Annotated in this window: 14 protein-coding genes; 4 read left to right on the top strand and 10 right to left on the bottom strand. The window is 62.2% G+C overall.

The annotated features are described in order from the left end of the window. Positions 1-9: 9 nt before the first annotated feature. The 3 genes from FOZ76_RS08175 to FOZ76_RS08165 all read right to left on the bottom strand — a co-directional run bounded on the left by FOZ76_RS08175 (position 10) and on the right by FOZ76_RS08165 (position 2,922). Positions 10-984 carry a Bug family tripartite tricarboxylate transporter substrate binding protein gene (locus FOZ76_RS08175; RefSeq protein WP_143947656.1) on the bottom strand — a complete coding sequence of 325 codons (975 nt, stop codon included), beginning with the start codon at positions 982-984 and terminating at the stop codon, positions 10-12. A 64-nt stretch (positions 985-1,048) separates the two neighbouring features. After that, the gene (locus tag FOZ76_RS08170) at positions 1,049-2,254 is read right to left on the bottom strand and encodes an FAD-dependent monooxygenase (protein ID WP_211366121.1); all 1,206 of its coding nucleotides are present in this window, start codon (positions 2,252-2,254) and stop codon (positions 1,049-1,051) included. Next, on the bottom strand, positions 2,251-2,922 hold the full coding sequence (locus tag FOZ76_RS08165) for an isochorismatase family protein (RefSeq protein ID WP_246129350.1): 672 nt from the start codon (positions 2,920-2,922) through the stop codon (positions 2,251-2,253). Before FOZ76_RS08165 ends, FOZ76_RS08170 begins: the two co-directional genes overlap by 4 nt. 350 nt (positions 2,923-3,272) lie before the next feature. On the opposite strand from FOZ76_RS08165, the gene FOZ76_RS08160 reads away from it, so the two are divergent. Further along, the gene (locus tag FOZ76_RS08160) at positions 3,273-4,175 is read left to right on the top strand and encodes an IclR family transcriptional regulator (RefSeq protein WP_143947654.1); all 903 of its coding nucleotides are present in this window, start codon (positions 3,273-3,275) and stop codon (positions 4,173-4,175) included. 155 nt (positions 4,176-4,330) lie between these two features. Here the strand turns inward: FOZ76_RS08160 and FOZ76_RS08155 are convergent, their stop codons facing one another. The 6 genes from FOZ76_RS08155 to FOZ76_RS08130 are packed head-to-tail and all read right to left on the bottom strand — an operon-like array spanning position 4,331 to position 10,132. Further along, positions 4,331-5,245, bottom strand: coding sequence for an HpcH/HpaI aldolase/citrate lyase family protein (locus FOZ76_RS08155; RefSeq protein WP_143947653.1), 915 nt, complete (start codon positions 5,243-5,245; stop codon positions 4,331-4,333). Continuing rightward, entirely contained in the window at positions 5,242-5,694 is a 453-nt protein-coding gene (locus FOZ76_RS08150) for a MaoC family dehydratase (RefSeq protein WP_143947652.1), read from the bottom strand. Before FOZ76_RS08150 ends, FOZ76_RS08155 begins: the two co-directional genes overlap by 4 nt. Before the next feature lie 41 nt (positions 5,695-5,735). Continuing rightward, a complete protein-coding gene (gene kce / locus FOZ76_RS08145; RefSeq protein WP_211366119.1) occupies positions 5,736-6,668 on the bottom strand; it encodes a 3,5-dioxohexanoate:acetyl-CoA acetone transferase in 933 nt (310 codons plus the stop codon). A gap of 15 nt (positions 6,669-6,683) precedes the next feature. Further along, positions 6,684-7,850: an acyl-CoA dehydrogenase family protein gene (locus FOZ76_RS08140; RefSeq protein ID WP_143947650.1), complete on the bottom strand. Its 1,167-nt coding sequence runs from the start codon at positions 7,848-7,850 to the stop codon at positions 6,684-6,686. A gap of 39 nt (positions 7,851-7,889) precedes the next feature. After that, the gene (locus FOZ76_RS08135) at positions 7,890-9,119 is read right to left on the bottom strand and encodes a CaiB/BaiF CoA transferase family protein (protein WP_143947705.1); all 1,230 of its coding nucleotides are present in this window, start codon (positions 9,117-9,119) and stop codon (positions 7,890-7,892) included. A 35-nt stretch (positions 9,120-9,154) separates the two neighbouring features. Next, on the bottom strand, positions 9,155-10,132 hold the full coding sequence (locus tag FOZ76_RS08130) for a Bug family tripartite tricarboxylate transporter substrate binding protein (RefSeq protein ID WP_143947649.1): 978 nt from the start codon (positions 10,130-10,132) through the stop codon (positions 9,155-9,157). A 129-nt stretch (positions 10,133-10,261) separates the two neighbouring features. On the opposite strand from FOZ76_RS08130, the gene FOZ76_RS08125 reads away from it, so the two are divergent. Beyond that, the gene (locus FOZ76_RS08125) at positions 10,262-11,218 is read left to right on the top strand and encodes a LysR family transcriptional regulator (protein ID WP_143947648.1); all 957 of its coding nucleotides are present in this window, start codon (positions 10,262-10,264) and stop codon (positions 11,216-11,218) included. A gap of 85 nt (positions 11,219-11,303) precedes the next feature. Here FOZ76_RS08125 and FOZ76_RS08120 read toward each other — a convergent pair whose 3' ends face one another. Next, complete coding sequence (locus tag FOZ76_RS08120) at positions 11,304-12,269, bottom strand: LysR family transcriptional regulator (protein ID WP_170235342.1); 966 nt, start codon at positions 12,267-12,269, stop codon at positions 11,304-11,306. Positions 12,270-12,502: 233 nt separating this feature from the next. On the opposite strand from FOZ76_RS08120, the gene FOZ76_RS08115 reads away from it, so the two are divergent. Together FOZ76_RS08115 and FOZ76_RS08110 are read left to right on the top strand one after the other, a co-directional pair. Next, complete coding sequence (locus FOZ76_RS08115) at positions 12,503-13,525, top strand: amidohydrolase family protein (RefSeq protein ID WP_143947646.1); 1,023 nt, start codon at positions 12,503-12,505, stop codon at positions 13,523-13,525. A gap of 202 nt (positions 13,526-13,727) precedes the next feature. Further along, entirely contained in the window at positions 13,728-14,060 is a 333-nt protein-coding gene (locus tag FOZ76_RS08110; RefSeq protein ID WP_143947645.1) for a carboxymuconolactone decarboxylase family protein, read from the top strand. Positions 14,061-14,080: the final 20 nt, after the last annotated feature.

Raw genomic sequence — 14,080 nt, 5'->3', positions numbered from 1 at the left:
TCGACCCGATCAGTTGACTTTGATGCCCATCTTGTCGACGATGGGCTGGAACAATTCGATTTCATGCGCATATCGCGCGGCCGCCTCTGCCGGCGGCATGCCTTCCGGCTTGATACCCATGGTGGCCAGCCGTTCCGACACCTCGGGAGAGTGCAGGACGGCATGCAGTTCTTTTTGTAGATAGTCGGTAATCGCGGTGGACGTTCCCTTGGGCGCCGCCACGGCGGAATACAGCGAGAAATCGAACCCCGGGAAACCGGACTCCGCGAAAGTCGGCACGTCGGGCAGGACCGGGTTTCGCTCGGCGGACGTTACCGCCAGCGGCTTGGCCCGCCCCGAAGTCGCCAGGGGAGCGCCCGGGCCGATGTCGGCGCTGAAAAGCTGGATGTCGCCCGCGATCAAGGCCTGGGCCGCTTCCGAAGAACCCTTGTAGGGCACTTGGGTCAGCTTGATATCGGCGACGGATGCGAAATACTCGGTTGGCACCTGGAAGGAGTAGCCGGCGGAGCCATAGTTGAGGACCCCGGGGTTGTCCTTGGCATACTGGACTACGTCTTTCACCGAGTCGAATGGCTCCTTGTCGCCGGCCAGCAGGACGATAGGATATGAACCCAGGATGGTGACCGGCTCGAAATCCTTCACCGGGTCATAAGGCAGCGAGCTTTGCGTGATGGGGTTGAATACCATCGGGCCGCTTCCCCCTATCAACAGCGTATAGCCGTCGGGATTGGCGCGCGCGACATACTGGGACGCGATGATGCCGCTGGCGCCCGCCTTGTTCTCGACGACAATGGTCTGCCCTATGCGCTTGGAAAGTTCCGACGCCACCAGACGCGCAACGATATCGGTGCTGCCCCCGGGCGCAAAGGACACGATGAAACGCACCGGCTCCGATGGATAGCCGTCCGGGCCGTTCCCCGCCGATGCAACGCTGTTGAGCGCGAGCAGCATCGCCGCGACAACGGTTCTCTTGATCTGCTTCATGGCTTACCTTTTCTTCCTGGCTGGTTCGATGTAAGAGTGATGTGCGCGCCCGTCGGCACAGTGCTCACGCCAGAGGAACGTGCACGGCGTCATAGGACAGGATCCATTCATAGCGCTCCCGGATCTTGTCGGGCGCCCACTCTGTATTGACATAGTCGTCGGCCGTACGGGGATCGAGCAGCGCATGGTTGTGAAACCGGCCCAGGTTCTCCGACGACTTTCTGACAATCCGCGCAGTGCGCTCTTTGCGCGCCCTTTCGTACCGCTGCAACGCCTCGGCTACGTCGTCGAAGTCGCTCAACGCGCGTGCCAGCACCATGCCGTCCTCGATGGCCATGTTGGCGCCCTGCGCCAAATAGGGCAGCGTGGCGTGGCACGCATCGCCCAGCAGCGTGACACGCCCCCGGGACCATTGCTCGAGCGGTTCCCTGAGAAACAGCGCCCACTTGTAGGGGACGTCTATCTGGCTGACGATGGTCTGGATATCGTCATGCCAACCCGCATAGTCCGCTCGCAGCTCTTCGATGCTGCCCTCCTCCGTCCACGACTCGCCGGCCCAGTCGTCGCGTTCCACGTGACCGACGAAGTTGAGCAGACGACCCGACCGGACCGGGTACAGGATGACGTGGCCGGTGGGGCCGATCCAGTTCACGCCCACCGGCCGGCGCAGATGTTCGGGCAGACGATCGACGTCGATGACGCCGCGCCAGCAACAGCCGCCCGTGAACTTCGGTTTGTCAGGACCGTACAGGGCCTTGCGCGTGGCTGAATGCAAGCCATCGGCCCCCACCAGCACGTCGCCCCGGAACCTGCTGCCGTCCTCCAGTATCAGCGTCACGCCGTCCGCGTCCTGCTCGAAGCCGCCAACACGGCTGTTCACCACACAGGCGCCGGGTTTGATCTCGTCCACCGCCGCGAGCAGCATGGTGTGCAAATCGGCTCGATGCATCATCAGGTAAGGAACGCCATGGCGGCTCATGGACTCCTTGCCCAGATTGAACAGCGGCCAGGTTTTGCCGGTGTTCCAGACCCGGATCTCTTTGGCCTGAGCGTCGACACCCAGACGCCTGGCCGGGGACTCCAATCCAAGCTCATACAGGACCCGCACGCCGTTGGGCCCGAGCTGGACCCCGGCGCCGATCTCCTTGAGTTCCTGGGCCTGCTCAAAGACCGATACATCGAAACCACGCCGCAGCAGGGCCAGCGCCGCAGTCAAGCCTCCGATTCCGCCTCCGGCAATCAACACGTGTTTCTTGTGCACCATGGTCATGCTCCCTCCGCTTGCGTCGGCGGTATCAACGTCAGCACATCGTCGGTCGACATCACATCGGCATACTTGCTGTTCATGTCGAACAGATTTACCGCATGCGAAGTCTGCGATCGATCGAAGACGGCGTCGTGTGGAACGATGACGTGATAGCCATAGGAGGATGCGTCGACAGCCGATGCACGCACGCAGCCGCTGGTCGTGGTGCCGGTGACTACGACGCAATTGGCGTTCAGGGTCGTCAAATAGCTGACAAGCGGTGTACCGAAGAAGGCGCTGGCATGGTGTTTGGGCAACAGAATGTCGCCCGGCTGCGGCGCACATTCCTTGACCATTTCATAGCCGTCCCGCGGTATGGCCATGATCGCAGGCGCTTTATCGCCAAAGCGCTGGCCGTCGTGCCGCTCCTTGAATGCGACGTGCGGAAAAATGACGGGAAGCTTGCGACGGTGAAAGGCTTCGATCAGACGGCCGATGTGCGGCACGGCGCGCCAGCCATATTCGCCGCAACTGGTCGGATATTCGCGCTGGATCGAATCCATGATGGGCAGACGCTCGCGGCCCACCGAGCGGTACTGCACGTCGATCACCAGCAACGCCGGCCTGATCTCGCCCTTGAACGGTTTGCCGAATCCCGCCGCCCGATAAATCGACATTTCTTCTTCGGACACCACATGCTGCCATGGCAGTGGCCGACCTTCCTGACACAACGTAGTCATCTCATCCTCTAGTCACACGCGATGGCCTGCCATCACGCAATCGTCCCGAGCGCACCCGATCCTGCAGGAGCGACCGCCTCCCCGCTGAAGACGCGGGTACCCGCGCACTTCTCGGCAATATTCTTGTTACATTCATGTATGAGAACGTTCATTCACAGACAAGGACAGAATAAGGTGACTGTATCCGTCGAGTCAAGCACTTCGCCGGACGCTTGCGCTCAGGGAACACACCAGCCCCACCCGTAGGCGTAGCCGCGACAAACACCCATGTATGAACATATGTTCATACATGGGTACGTATAATGATGGGTGATCGCGCGGTTCGAAGCGTTCATGCGGCGCAGATCAGCTATATGTGGCAAGCGATCGAATCGGCCGGCATCAAAGCACAACAACCCAATGACACGGCATCGAATGTCGGGAGTGAAATGAAATCGCCTCAAACCATGACTGAGCGCACGACGGGCGTCAAAAGCGCGGTACGCGTATTGGATGTGCTGGAGTTCTTTGCGCGGACGAAGGAGCCCGCAACGCTGGCGAGGCTCTGCTCTGAGCTCGATATGCCGAAATCGAGCGGCCATGCGCTGATGGAGACGCTAAGGCAGCAGGGTTATCTCTATTGGCTCGGCAAGCATCATGGCTATTACCCCACGCGCCGCTGGCGCGATCAGGGCGAGGCAATCAGCCGCCACGATCCCATCTTGTCGATGGTGTCGGAATTGCTGCACGGCATCAGCCGGCAGACGGATGAAACCGCCATCCTGGCCAAGCGCGAAGAGAATCACGTGCTCTATCTGGAGGTCGTGGAGCCCGAACGCACGTTGCGTTTCTCTGCGTATGCAGGCCAGATCAAACCCATGCACAGCGCGGCCTCGGGGCGGGCGCTGCTGGCGCTGATCGACAGCGACGAAAGGAGCAAGGTGCTGCAGCAGTTGAAGCTGGTGGCCTTCTCGGATCGCACCGTCACCGACATCAACCGTCTGAAGCAGATGATCTCGGACGGTGAGGCCACCGGGTATCACGTAGCGATCGGCGAGTATCAATCGGACACGACGGCCATCGCCGTGGGGTTCAGGTTCGGCACCGAATGCTACGCCCTGCTGGTGGGCGGCCCAACGCACAGACTGGAAGGACACATCGAAGAGATCGGCCGCATGCTGGTCATGCGGGCTGCCGAACTGGGCGGCTCCGCCGATGAGCGATAAACGATGTGTGGATGTGGGATGGCGCAGGCAACACCAGCGACGGCGCAGACGATGGTTCCAGGCGCTCGCTCATCCTACTTGGCCATGGCCGCACGACGGGGACGACGGCAGCGGGGGACCCAACGCTACGATCCCGGGTCGATCGCTGATGGACATCAGGGATTCTCGAGATGTGCACGTCCCGCGTCAGCGCGCTTCGCCATCGCCAACAGATGCAGCGCTTGCCGCAAATGCGGCTTGTCCAGCATCACGCCGTCCAACTGTACCGCCCCGCGCCCCTGCTGCTGCTCGAACGCGTCGACGATGGCTTGCGCGCGCCGGATCTCCGCCGGTTCGGGTGAGAACCCCTCATTGATGGCGGACACCTGCACCGGATGAATCGCGAACTTCGCGTTGAACCCGTCGCGACGGGCTTGCGCCACGTCGGACTTCAACGCGTCCATGTCGCGAAAGTCCGGGCTGATTCCGTCTATCGCGCGAACTCCGGCCGCCTTGGCGCCGAACAGGCATAGAGAACGGGCAAGGCGATAGGGCAAGGAGAGCCCGCCGTCGGCATCCTTGTTTGCGCTCGCCCCCAAGGTGGCCGACAGATCCTCTGCGCCCCAGGTCAGGCCGAGCAGCCGGCTCGAACAATCGACATACGATCCCAGGCCGAACATCGCGCGCGCCGTTTCCGTGGCGACGGGGACAATGGCTATCCGGCCGGAGGGAAGCCCTTCCCGACGCTCCAACGCGGTCAAGTAGTGGTCCAGCACGCGAACGTCGTCGCCCGACGCGCACTTGGGCAGCATGAGCGCGTCGGGCGCGGCACGCACCACGGCGGCCAGGTCGTCCAGGATCAACGCCGAGTCCAACGCGTTGACGCGTATCCACAACTGCTGCGTGGTGCGGTGCGGGTTCGCCTGCAAGTACCCCGCCGCCAGGCCGCGCGCGTACGCCACGCGCTCGGGCGATATCGAGTCCTCGAGGTCCAGCACTACGGCGTCTGCGCCGCTGGTGGCGGACTTCTCGATCTTGCGCTCGCTATCGGCGGGCACGAAAAGGATGGACCGCAGCAGCGATGCATTCATGGCTTTTTCCTCATCAGCGCCGAGCGTCGGATGGTTGCGATCAGGACGTCGTCCTGGTTGTAGCCGCGGTGTTCGAAGACGACGATGCCGTTCTGCGGGCGCGATCGGCTTTCGCGCACGCTCACGACTTCGGTCTCGGCGCGTACCGTGTCGCCATGGAACACCGGGGCCGGGAAGCGCACTTCCTCGAAACCGAGATTGCCCACGGTGGTCCCCAGCGTGGTGTCCTGCACGCTCACGCCGATCACCAGACCGAGGGTAAACGCGCTGTTCACGATGCGGCGTCCAAATTCGGAGTGCTTCTGGCAATAGTCCTCGTCGATATGCAGCGGCGCGGGGTTGTGCGTCAGGGCCGAGAACAGCACGTTGTCCATTTCGGTGACGGTCCGGCGCACGCTGTGCGTGATGACCTGCCCCACCTCGAATTCATCGAAATACAAACCTGGCATGGAAAAATTCCTCCTAGCGGTACCGGCGCGCGTGGCGCCGGCTAGAAACCGACGTTCTGCTTACCCTTGAGGCCGAGCATCTCGCGCGCTTCGTCCGGCGTCGCGATGGCGAGCGACAGACCTTCCAGAATGCCGCGGATGCGCCGCACTTGCGCTGCGTTGGACTCGGCCAGCGTGCCTGGGCCATCCCAGAGCGAGTCCTCGAGCCCCACGCGCACGTTGCCCCCCATGGCCGCCGCCATGGAGCCGATCGGCATCTGGAAACGCCCGGCGCCCAGCACCGACCACACATAGTCCGTGCCGAACAGGCGATCAGCGGTACGGCGCATATGCGAGACATCGTCCGGGTGCGTACCGATGCCGCCGAGAATGCCGAACACCGTCTGTATGAACAGCGGGCCTTCGATCAGCCCGCGATCCACGAAATGCGCAAGGTTGTACAAGTGCGACGTGTCGTAGCACTCCAGCTCGAATCGCGTGCCGTTGTCCTGGCAAGACTCGAGGATGTACTCGATGTCCTTGAACGTGTTGCGAAACACCATGTCTCGCGTCGCCTCCAGGTACGCGGGCTCCCAGTCATGCTTGAAGTCCTTGTACTTGCCCAGCATGGGATGCAGGCCGAAATTCATGGAACCCATGTTCAGCGACGCAACTTCCGGCGCCAGGCGCAGCGCCGGCTGCAAGCGTTCCTGCACCGTCATGGCAGGCGAGCCGCCCGTGGTCAGGTTGATCACGCCGTCGCACTCGGCCTTGATGTCCGAGACGAATGCGCGAAACAGCTCGACGTCTTGCGATGGGCGGCCCGTCTCGGGCTCGCGCGCGTGCAGATGGACGATCGCGGCTCCCGCCTGTACTGCGCCGACTGCCGCTTCGCGTATCTGCTCGGCCGTCACCGGCAGGTGCGGTGACATCGTCGGCGTATGTATCGCACCCGTCACGGCGCAAGTAACGATGACCTTCTTCTGTTTTGCCATCACTCCCTCCCCATGTCAGTAGGACTTGGCTTGGCCGAGGACTTTCTCGGCGATGAAGCACAGAATCATGTTCTGCGATACGGGCGCGATCCGAGGCAGCATGGCTTCGCGCAACAGGCGTTCGACGTGGTATTCCTTGGCATAGCCCATGCCGCCATGGGTCAGCACCGCCGTCTCGCACGCTTTGTATCCGCTTTCGGCAGCCATGAACTTGGCCGCGTTGGCATGCGCCGCGCATGATTCCTTGTTGTCATAGAGCCAGGCTGCCTTCTGGTACATGAGCTCGGCGGCCTCGAGCTCCATCCACCGTTCGGCAAGCGGGTGCTGTATGCCCTGGTTCATGCCGATCGGCCGGTTGAACACCTGCCGCTCCTGGGCATAGCGCGCCGCATAGCGCAAGGCTGCGCGGCCGATACCGACCGCCTCGGCGGCGACCAGGATGCGCTCAGGATTGAGTCCATGCAGCAGGTAATGGAAACCCTTGCCTTCTTCGCCGACGCGGTCCTCGAGCGGCACCACCAGTCCGTCTATGAACAACTGGTTGGAGTCCACAGCGGCGCGTCCATGCTTCTGGATCTCACGCACCTCGACGAAATCGCGATCGAGCTTGGTGTAGAACAATGTCAGACCGTCGGTCTTCGACTTGGCTTGATCCAATGGCGTGGTGCGCGCCAGCAGCAGGATGCGGTCGGCCACCTGCGCCGTCGAGATCCATATCTTCTGGCCCGACACCAGATATTGCTGGCCGCGCCTCACTGCGGACGTCTTCAGCGCGAGCGTGTTCAGCCCCGTGTTCGGTTCGGTCACGCCAAAGCACGCCTTCTCTTCGCCGTTGATGAGCGGTGGCAACCAACGCTGCTTCTGCTCGTTGGTGCCGAATACCACGACCGGGTGCAGGCCGAAGATATTCATGTGCAGGGCCGAGGCGCCCGACATGCCTGCCCCCGAGCCGGCCACCGTCTCCATCATGATCGCCGCTTCGAGTATCCCCTGCCCGCTGCCGCCGTACTCGGGCGGCATGGCGATGCCCAGCCAGCCGCCTTTGGCCATCGCCTGGTGAAAATCATGGGGAAACTGGTGGTCGTTGTCCTTCTTGAGCCAGTAATGCTCGTCGAAGCCGCGACACACCGCACCGACGGCCTCGCGTATCGACGCGTGTTCGTCACTGGGTTTGAAATCCATGTCTATCGTTCCGTGAATGCGTGTTGAGCCGCGTAATAGTCAAACGGCAGCCGGCGGGCGCCAGGCGCGAATGACATTGCGGCCCTCGAGATCGCGGATCTCGTCCTCGTTCAAACCAAGCTCGGCCATGAGCTGCTCGGTGTGCTCGCCCAGCATGGGTGCAGGGCGGCGGATGGGCATTCGCTCGCCATCGAACCGTATAGGTTGCGAGACCGTCTTCAGTCGCCCGAGAACGGGGTGCTCGTACTCCCGAACCATCTCGGAGGCCTCGGTATGCGGATGCTTCGAGAGGTCGCCGAGACTGTTCAGCGGCGAGCATGGGATGCCGGCAGCGTCCAGCCGTTCGATCCACTCGGCGCACGGGCGTTGGCCGATGGCCTCGGCCACGATCGCCACGGTGGCCTGGCGGTTCGCGACACGGCTGGCGTTCGTGGCGTAGCGGGGATCGTCCGCATAGGCCTCGAGGCCGGCCAATGCGCAGAATTTGCGCCACAGAGCGTCGTTTGCAACCCCCAGAATCAACGCCTTGTCGCTCGCCTGGAAGATTTCATAGGGGCACAGCGACTCGTGCCCGCTGCCTGGTTTCTCGGGTTCAGTGCCCCTTTCCCAGAACCCCTGCAGGAAATATCCCAGGAATCCCGTGGCTGTATCGAACAACGAAACCTCCACCTTCTTGCCGCGCCCGGTCGCGTTGCGCTCGAAGAGTGCGGCCAGGATGCCGATCAATGCATGCATACCGGTTGCCTGATCCACTGGCGAGAAGGGACTGCGCACGGCATTGCCGCCGGGCTCGCCGGTGATCGACAGCATGCCCGTGAACGCCTGGAGGATGACGTCGTAGCCTTTGCCGTTCTTCATGGGGCCGCGCGCGCCGAACCCGGAGATGCTGCAATGGATCAACGCGGGGTTGGCCGCCTTGAGCGCTTCGTGATCGATCGCAAGGCGTGCTGCCACGCCCGGCCCGAAGCTCTCGACCACGACGTCGGCCGACGCAGCCAGCGCCCGGCACAAGCGTTGCCCTTCCACCGATTTCAGGTCGATGGCGATGCTGCGCTTGCCCCGGTTGGCCGCCAGGAACGGTGTGCCAAGGGCGTCGCCTTCAGGCTTGGCCGGAAACGGCGGCCAGCGGCGGCTGTCGTCGCCCGAGCCGATCGGCTCGACCTTGACCACTTCCGCACCCATGTCGCTCAGGTACTGGGTGCACAAAGGCCCGGCCAGCACCTTGGAAAAGTCGAGGACGCGGATGCCGCGCAAAGGGGATGCTTGCATGTCTGCCACTTGATTCGATAGGGCCGGTGTTGGGGTTACTGGGGCGTGATGCCCGCTGTCTCGATACTGCGTTTCCAAAGGTCGTTCTGCTCCTTCAGGAACGCCTGAAACTCCCCAACCGTGGTGGGCTGCACGACCGAGCTCGTCTGTTCCTCTAGCTGCTTGCGGATCTCGGGCGTGTTCAATGCGGCGTTCAGCGCCTGATTCAGGCGTTCCACGATTTCCGCAGGCGTGCCGACCGGCGCCATCATGCCGAGCCATGCGTACAGCCGGAAATCCTCCAGACCTAGCGTCTCGTTGACCGCCGGCATGGCAGGAGCGAAAGCCAACCTGTCCTCCGACGTGGTGGCCAGCGAACGCAGCTTGCCGCCGTCGATCATCGGGCGGGAAGCAGCAAAGTCGACAAAGCCGAAATCGACCTGGCCGCTCACGAGGTCGGTAAACAACTGCGGTGTGGTCTTATAGGGAACCGCTGTCGTCTCGATGTTCGCCATATGCACGAACAGCCCGGCGGAGACCTGCCCGCCCGTATTGCCGAAGCCGTAGGTCAAGCCACCCGGGTTCTTCCGGGCGTATTCGATCAGATCGGACGCGGCTTGGAACGGCGAATCGGCCCGCACCAGAAAAGCCAGAGGATTGATGGTCATCCGGCCCACGGGCTCGAAGTCCTTGACGGGGTCATAGCGTAGCGTCTTGTACAGGTAGGGATTACCGGAATGAGTGGAATTGGTTCCCACCAGCAGGGTATAGCCATCGGGCTCGGCGCGCGCGACGAACTCGGTGCCGATCTGGCCGCTGGCGCCAGCCTTGTTGAGCACAATGAAGTCGGCACCGAGGTGCTTGGACATGCCGGCCAGTATCACGCGGGTGATGACATCCGTACCGGTGCCGGCGCCGAACGGTACGATCACGGAGATGGGCCTGCCCGCACCGGGGTAGGCGGCGGCAGCGGCCGCAGTGGCGCTGGCGGAGAGTACCGCGAGCGCGCAGGCGAGAAGTCGCCTCAGTTTCATCTGTGTCTCCTGGCAGTTTCTTGGTCTGGGTTCGATCCGGCCAACAACCAATGCCGTACTCGTTCACAAAGTCTAGGAGCCGTGATGCCAGTAGTAAAATTAAATATTGCGATTGATTAAGTCGTTAAGATGATAAATATCTCGATGCGATCGCTGCAGGCGTTTTGCGCACTGGAAGAGTGCCGACAATTCACCGCCGCCGCCAAACGTTGCAACGTGACTCAATCCGCGTTCAGCCAAATGATCGGGCGCCTGGAGGAACAGGTGGGCATGCGTCTGTTCGACCGCGACACGCGATCGGTACGCTTGACTGCAGAAGGCGCCCTCTTTTCGATCAAGGCGCGCGAGATCCTCGATCACGTGGCGCGAGCAATGGCCGAAATGCACGATTACGCCACCAAGCAGCATGGCCGGTTGGCCATGGCCATGGTGCCGTCGCTTGCCGGCTCCTGGGCGCCAGCCCTACTGGACCGGTATCGTGCGCAGTATCCTGGCATTGCGCTCGAGATCTTCGACACCTATTCCGAACGCTGTCTGCAGTTGCTGCGCGAGAACAAGGTCGATTTTGCGGTGACCGCCCAACCGGGAAATCCCGGCGAGTTCCTGACCCGTACACTGTTCGAGGAGCGCTTCTATCTGGCTTGCGCTGCCGCGCAGGCGCCAAAACGCTCGGGGCAGATCGCCCTTCACAGAATCCGCGGGCTGCCCGTCATCCACCTCGTGCACACTGAAGGTATACGGGCAATCTCGGCTGGGCAAATGCATCAGCTTCGCCCGCTGCTGCGCACGGCAGGTGCACACGATGTCGGGATCGAAGTCGAGCACGCGGCCACGCTGGCTGGAATGGTCGGGCAGGGTCTCGGGTTCGGCGTAGTACCTCAGTCCATGGCGAACTACTTTGCCGGCCCGGCTATTGTCATGTTGCCGATCCCGCGGAACGACCTGCGCCGGCCGCTTTTTCTCATTCGACGCCACTGGGATAGTCTGCCGCCGGCGGCCGCTGCGTTTGTCGAACTGATGCAAGCCAACCTACCCGCCGGCGCCTCGCCGGCAACGAGCAACGAAACCGCATCACGGGAGCGTTGAGCACCGGCATGAACGCTGCATGCGATGCGCCTACGGCCTTAGCGTGCGCGTCACCATGCCTACCACACGCGGTGATGAGCCATGCTCACTCTGCATGTGCTGCTACGACACGGTGGGGATATACCCACGCGCGGTTGGACACTTCTTCAGTGACTCTTCGCAGCAACTCGACGGCGGGAGAAAGGAATCTGCGCGGCGAGCTCACCAAGCCGACGCGTCCCGGCCTCACGCCGCGCAGGCGGATCACCCGGCAACCCTCCAGATTCAGGGGTACCAGTGCCCGCTCCAGGAGGACGGCCACGCCCAACCCATGGCCCACGAGGCCAACCAGGACCTCCGCCTGGAGGATTTCCTGGTGGATGTCGATCGTGACCTCCTGCTCGCGCAGATGCCGGTCCAGCACCTCTCGAAACGAACCGCCGCGCGGTTGAATCAGGAACGGAAATCGAGCGAGCTGACGCAACGTCACCTGTCTGCTCCGAGCCAGACGAGTATAAGAATTCGGCACGACGGCAACGAGTTCATCCTGTCGCAGCGGTGTCACTGCAAGATCCTTCGGCTCTTCGCTGAAGCTAAGCAGGCCCAGGTCCGCATCGCCTTGCCGAACGGCATCTGCGACATCGTTCGATGAATCCTTGACGAGCAGTTCAATCTTGATGCCCGGGTGCTCGTCCGCCACCGCCTTCATGACAGGAGGCACGAGACCCGCGGCCATCGATGGCGTGGCGGCCAGCGACGCGACACCGCGCTGCAGCGCGGCCTCTTCCCAGAAATCGCCCGTCACCAGGGTCACTTCCCGCGTGACGTGCCGTGCCACGGGAAGCAGTCGCTTGCCTTCCGCTGTGAGCGCCATGGAACGCGTGGTGCGGTGAAACAACCGAACCCTCAGCACCTCCTCGAGTTGCTGGATCTGCACGCTCAACGCGGACTGAGAGATGTGGAGCCGGGCAGCAGCCCCTCTGAAAGTCTGGGACTCGGCAACGGTCAGAAAACTGACCAGATGGTTGAGGTTCAGCCGCCGCAACAGCGAGAGATTGGTGTCTTCGTTCATTGATCGGTTCAGGTTATCACTGACTGCGAAAAATACCACTTCTTTGCGACCGGCAATCCCACCTACCATCACACTCACACAAAGCGCTTCGGGTCGGCGAAGCAAGCGCCTGAGCTCGCATGCGCATGAGAGAGAACGATCCAAAAGGAGACTGTAAATGGACATTTCATCTCGGCGAAGCCCACGTCACGCTGCTGCAGCGCACCGAGAAGCCTCCGTAGAAAGGCAATGACATGAACAAAGTGCCGCCATTCAAGAAACTTCTGGAAGGTCGAAACGAGGAAATCCTCGAACCGCAAATCGAGATCCTGGACGCGCAGCACCATCTGTTCGATCGGCCGCACCTGCGGTACATGCTGCAGGAGTATTTGAACGACGTGAACGCGGGCCACAGGATCGTCGGTTCCGTCTACATCGAAACGCAGTCGATGGCTCGTCCCGACGGCCCCGAGGAGCTCCGACCTGTCGGCGAAGTCGAGTTCGCCAATGGCGTGGCTGCAACCGCGCGCAGCGGCATCTACGGCGCCTGCCGCGTCGCGGCCTCGATCGTGGGGTTCGTGGACATGACCACCGGAGACCGCGCAGCGATCACCCTGGACGCGTGTGCCGCGGTTGTGCCCCAGAGATTCAAGGGCGTCAGGCATATCGCGATGTCGCATCCGGACGAGTCGGTGCTGCGGTTCCTGACTCACCGCCCACCACCGGATTTGCTGAAGAGTCCGGGTTTTCACGCCGCATTCAAGCATGTGAGCAAGCGCGGCCTCAGCTTCGATGCCACCGTTCTGCACCACCAGCTTCCCGAGGTGGGCGAACTTGCCGCAGCATTTCCCGACACCATGATCGTACTGGACCACGCGGGCCTCGCAACGGCGATCCCCGACAAGGCAGGCAGCCAAGCGGAAGCCTTCCAGGAATGGCGGGCGAACATGCAGGCACTCTCGCGCCATGAGAATGTGTTCTGCAAGATCAGCGGCCTGGGCACCTCCTACTGGGGGTTCGGATTCATCGAGCGAGAAGCGCCTGTCGGATATCGCGAACTCGCCGAGGCCTGGAAGCCCTACGTCGAAACGGCGATCGAACTGTTTGGCGCCAACCGCTCGATGATGGGGAGCAACTACCCCAATGACGGACGCTCCTGTGGGTTCGTCCCCCTGTGGAATGCCTTGAAGTACATCGTCAGGGATTACTCCCTGTCGGAAAAGGCAGCGCTTTTCAGGGACACGGCGCAGAGGGTCTACCGGGTAGATCTCCAATAGGCCGATCCACGCACTCCGATACCCGCCAGCTTTGCCGGCATCCGGGAGCGCGAACTCCTGCGCAACGTCACGCCCCCCCGATCGACAGTACTCGGCGGACATAGGCAGGGTGAAGCCTTCTGGATCAGAAGACACAGCACACAGCAAGCCGAGACGACCGGCGTCACTCGAACCATCAACCACCAACCGTTCATAGGGACATATGGCTTATTCCGTTGAAAGCACAAAAGACGTCGTTCCCAAACTGCGTGAGGTCGTCGAGGCGACCATCTACGGGGATATCTGGGAACGCCCTGGCCTGACCAAGCGTGATCGCAGCATGATCACGGTCGCAACGCTCATCGCTCGTGGGCAGGCCGACCAGATGCCATCCCACATGAAGCGCGCCATCAACAACGGCGTTACCGCCACGGAACTCACGGAGATCATCACACACCTCGCTTTCTACGTGGGCTTTCCCGCCGCCTTGTCTGCGGCATCCACTGCCAGACCATTGCTGGAAGAGCTCGGGGCGGTCAAACCCGCCGTGAAGTGAAGCGACTGCAAAGGGCATAG

The sequence above is a fragment of the Verticiella sediminum genome (assembly GCF_007558815.1).
Taxonomy (GTDB): domain Bacteria; phylum Pseudomonadota; class Gammaproteobacteria; order Burkholderiales; family Burkholderiaceae_B; genus Verticiella; species Verticiella sediminum.
The sequence above is the reverse complement of the archived record's forward strand: the minus strand, read 5'-3'. Positions and strand labels throughout refer to the sequence as shown.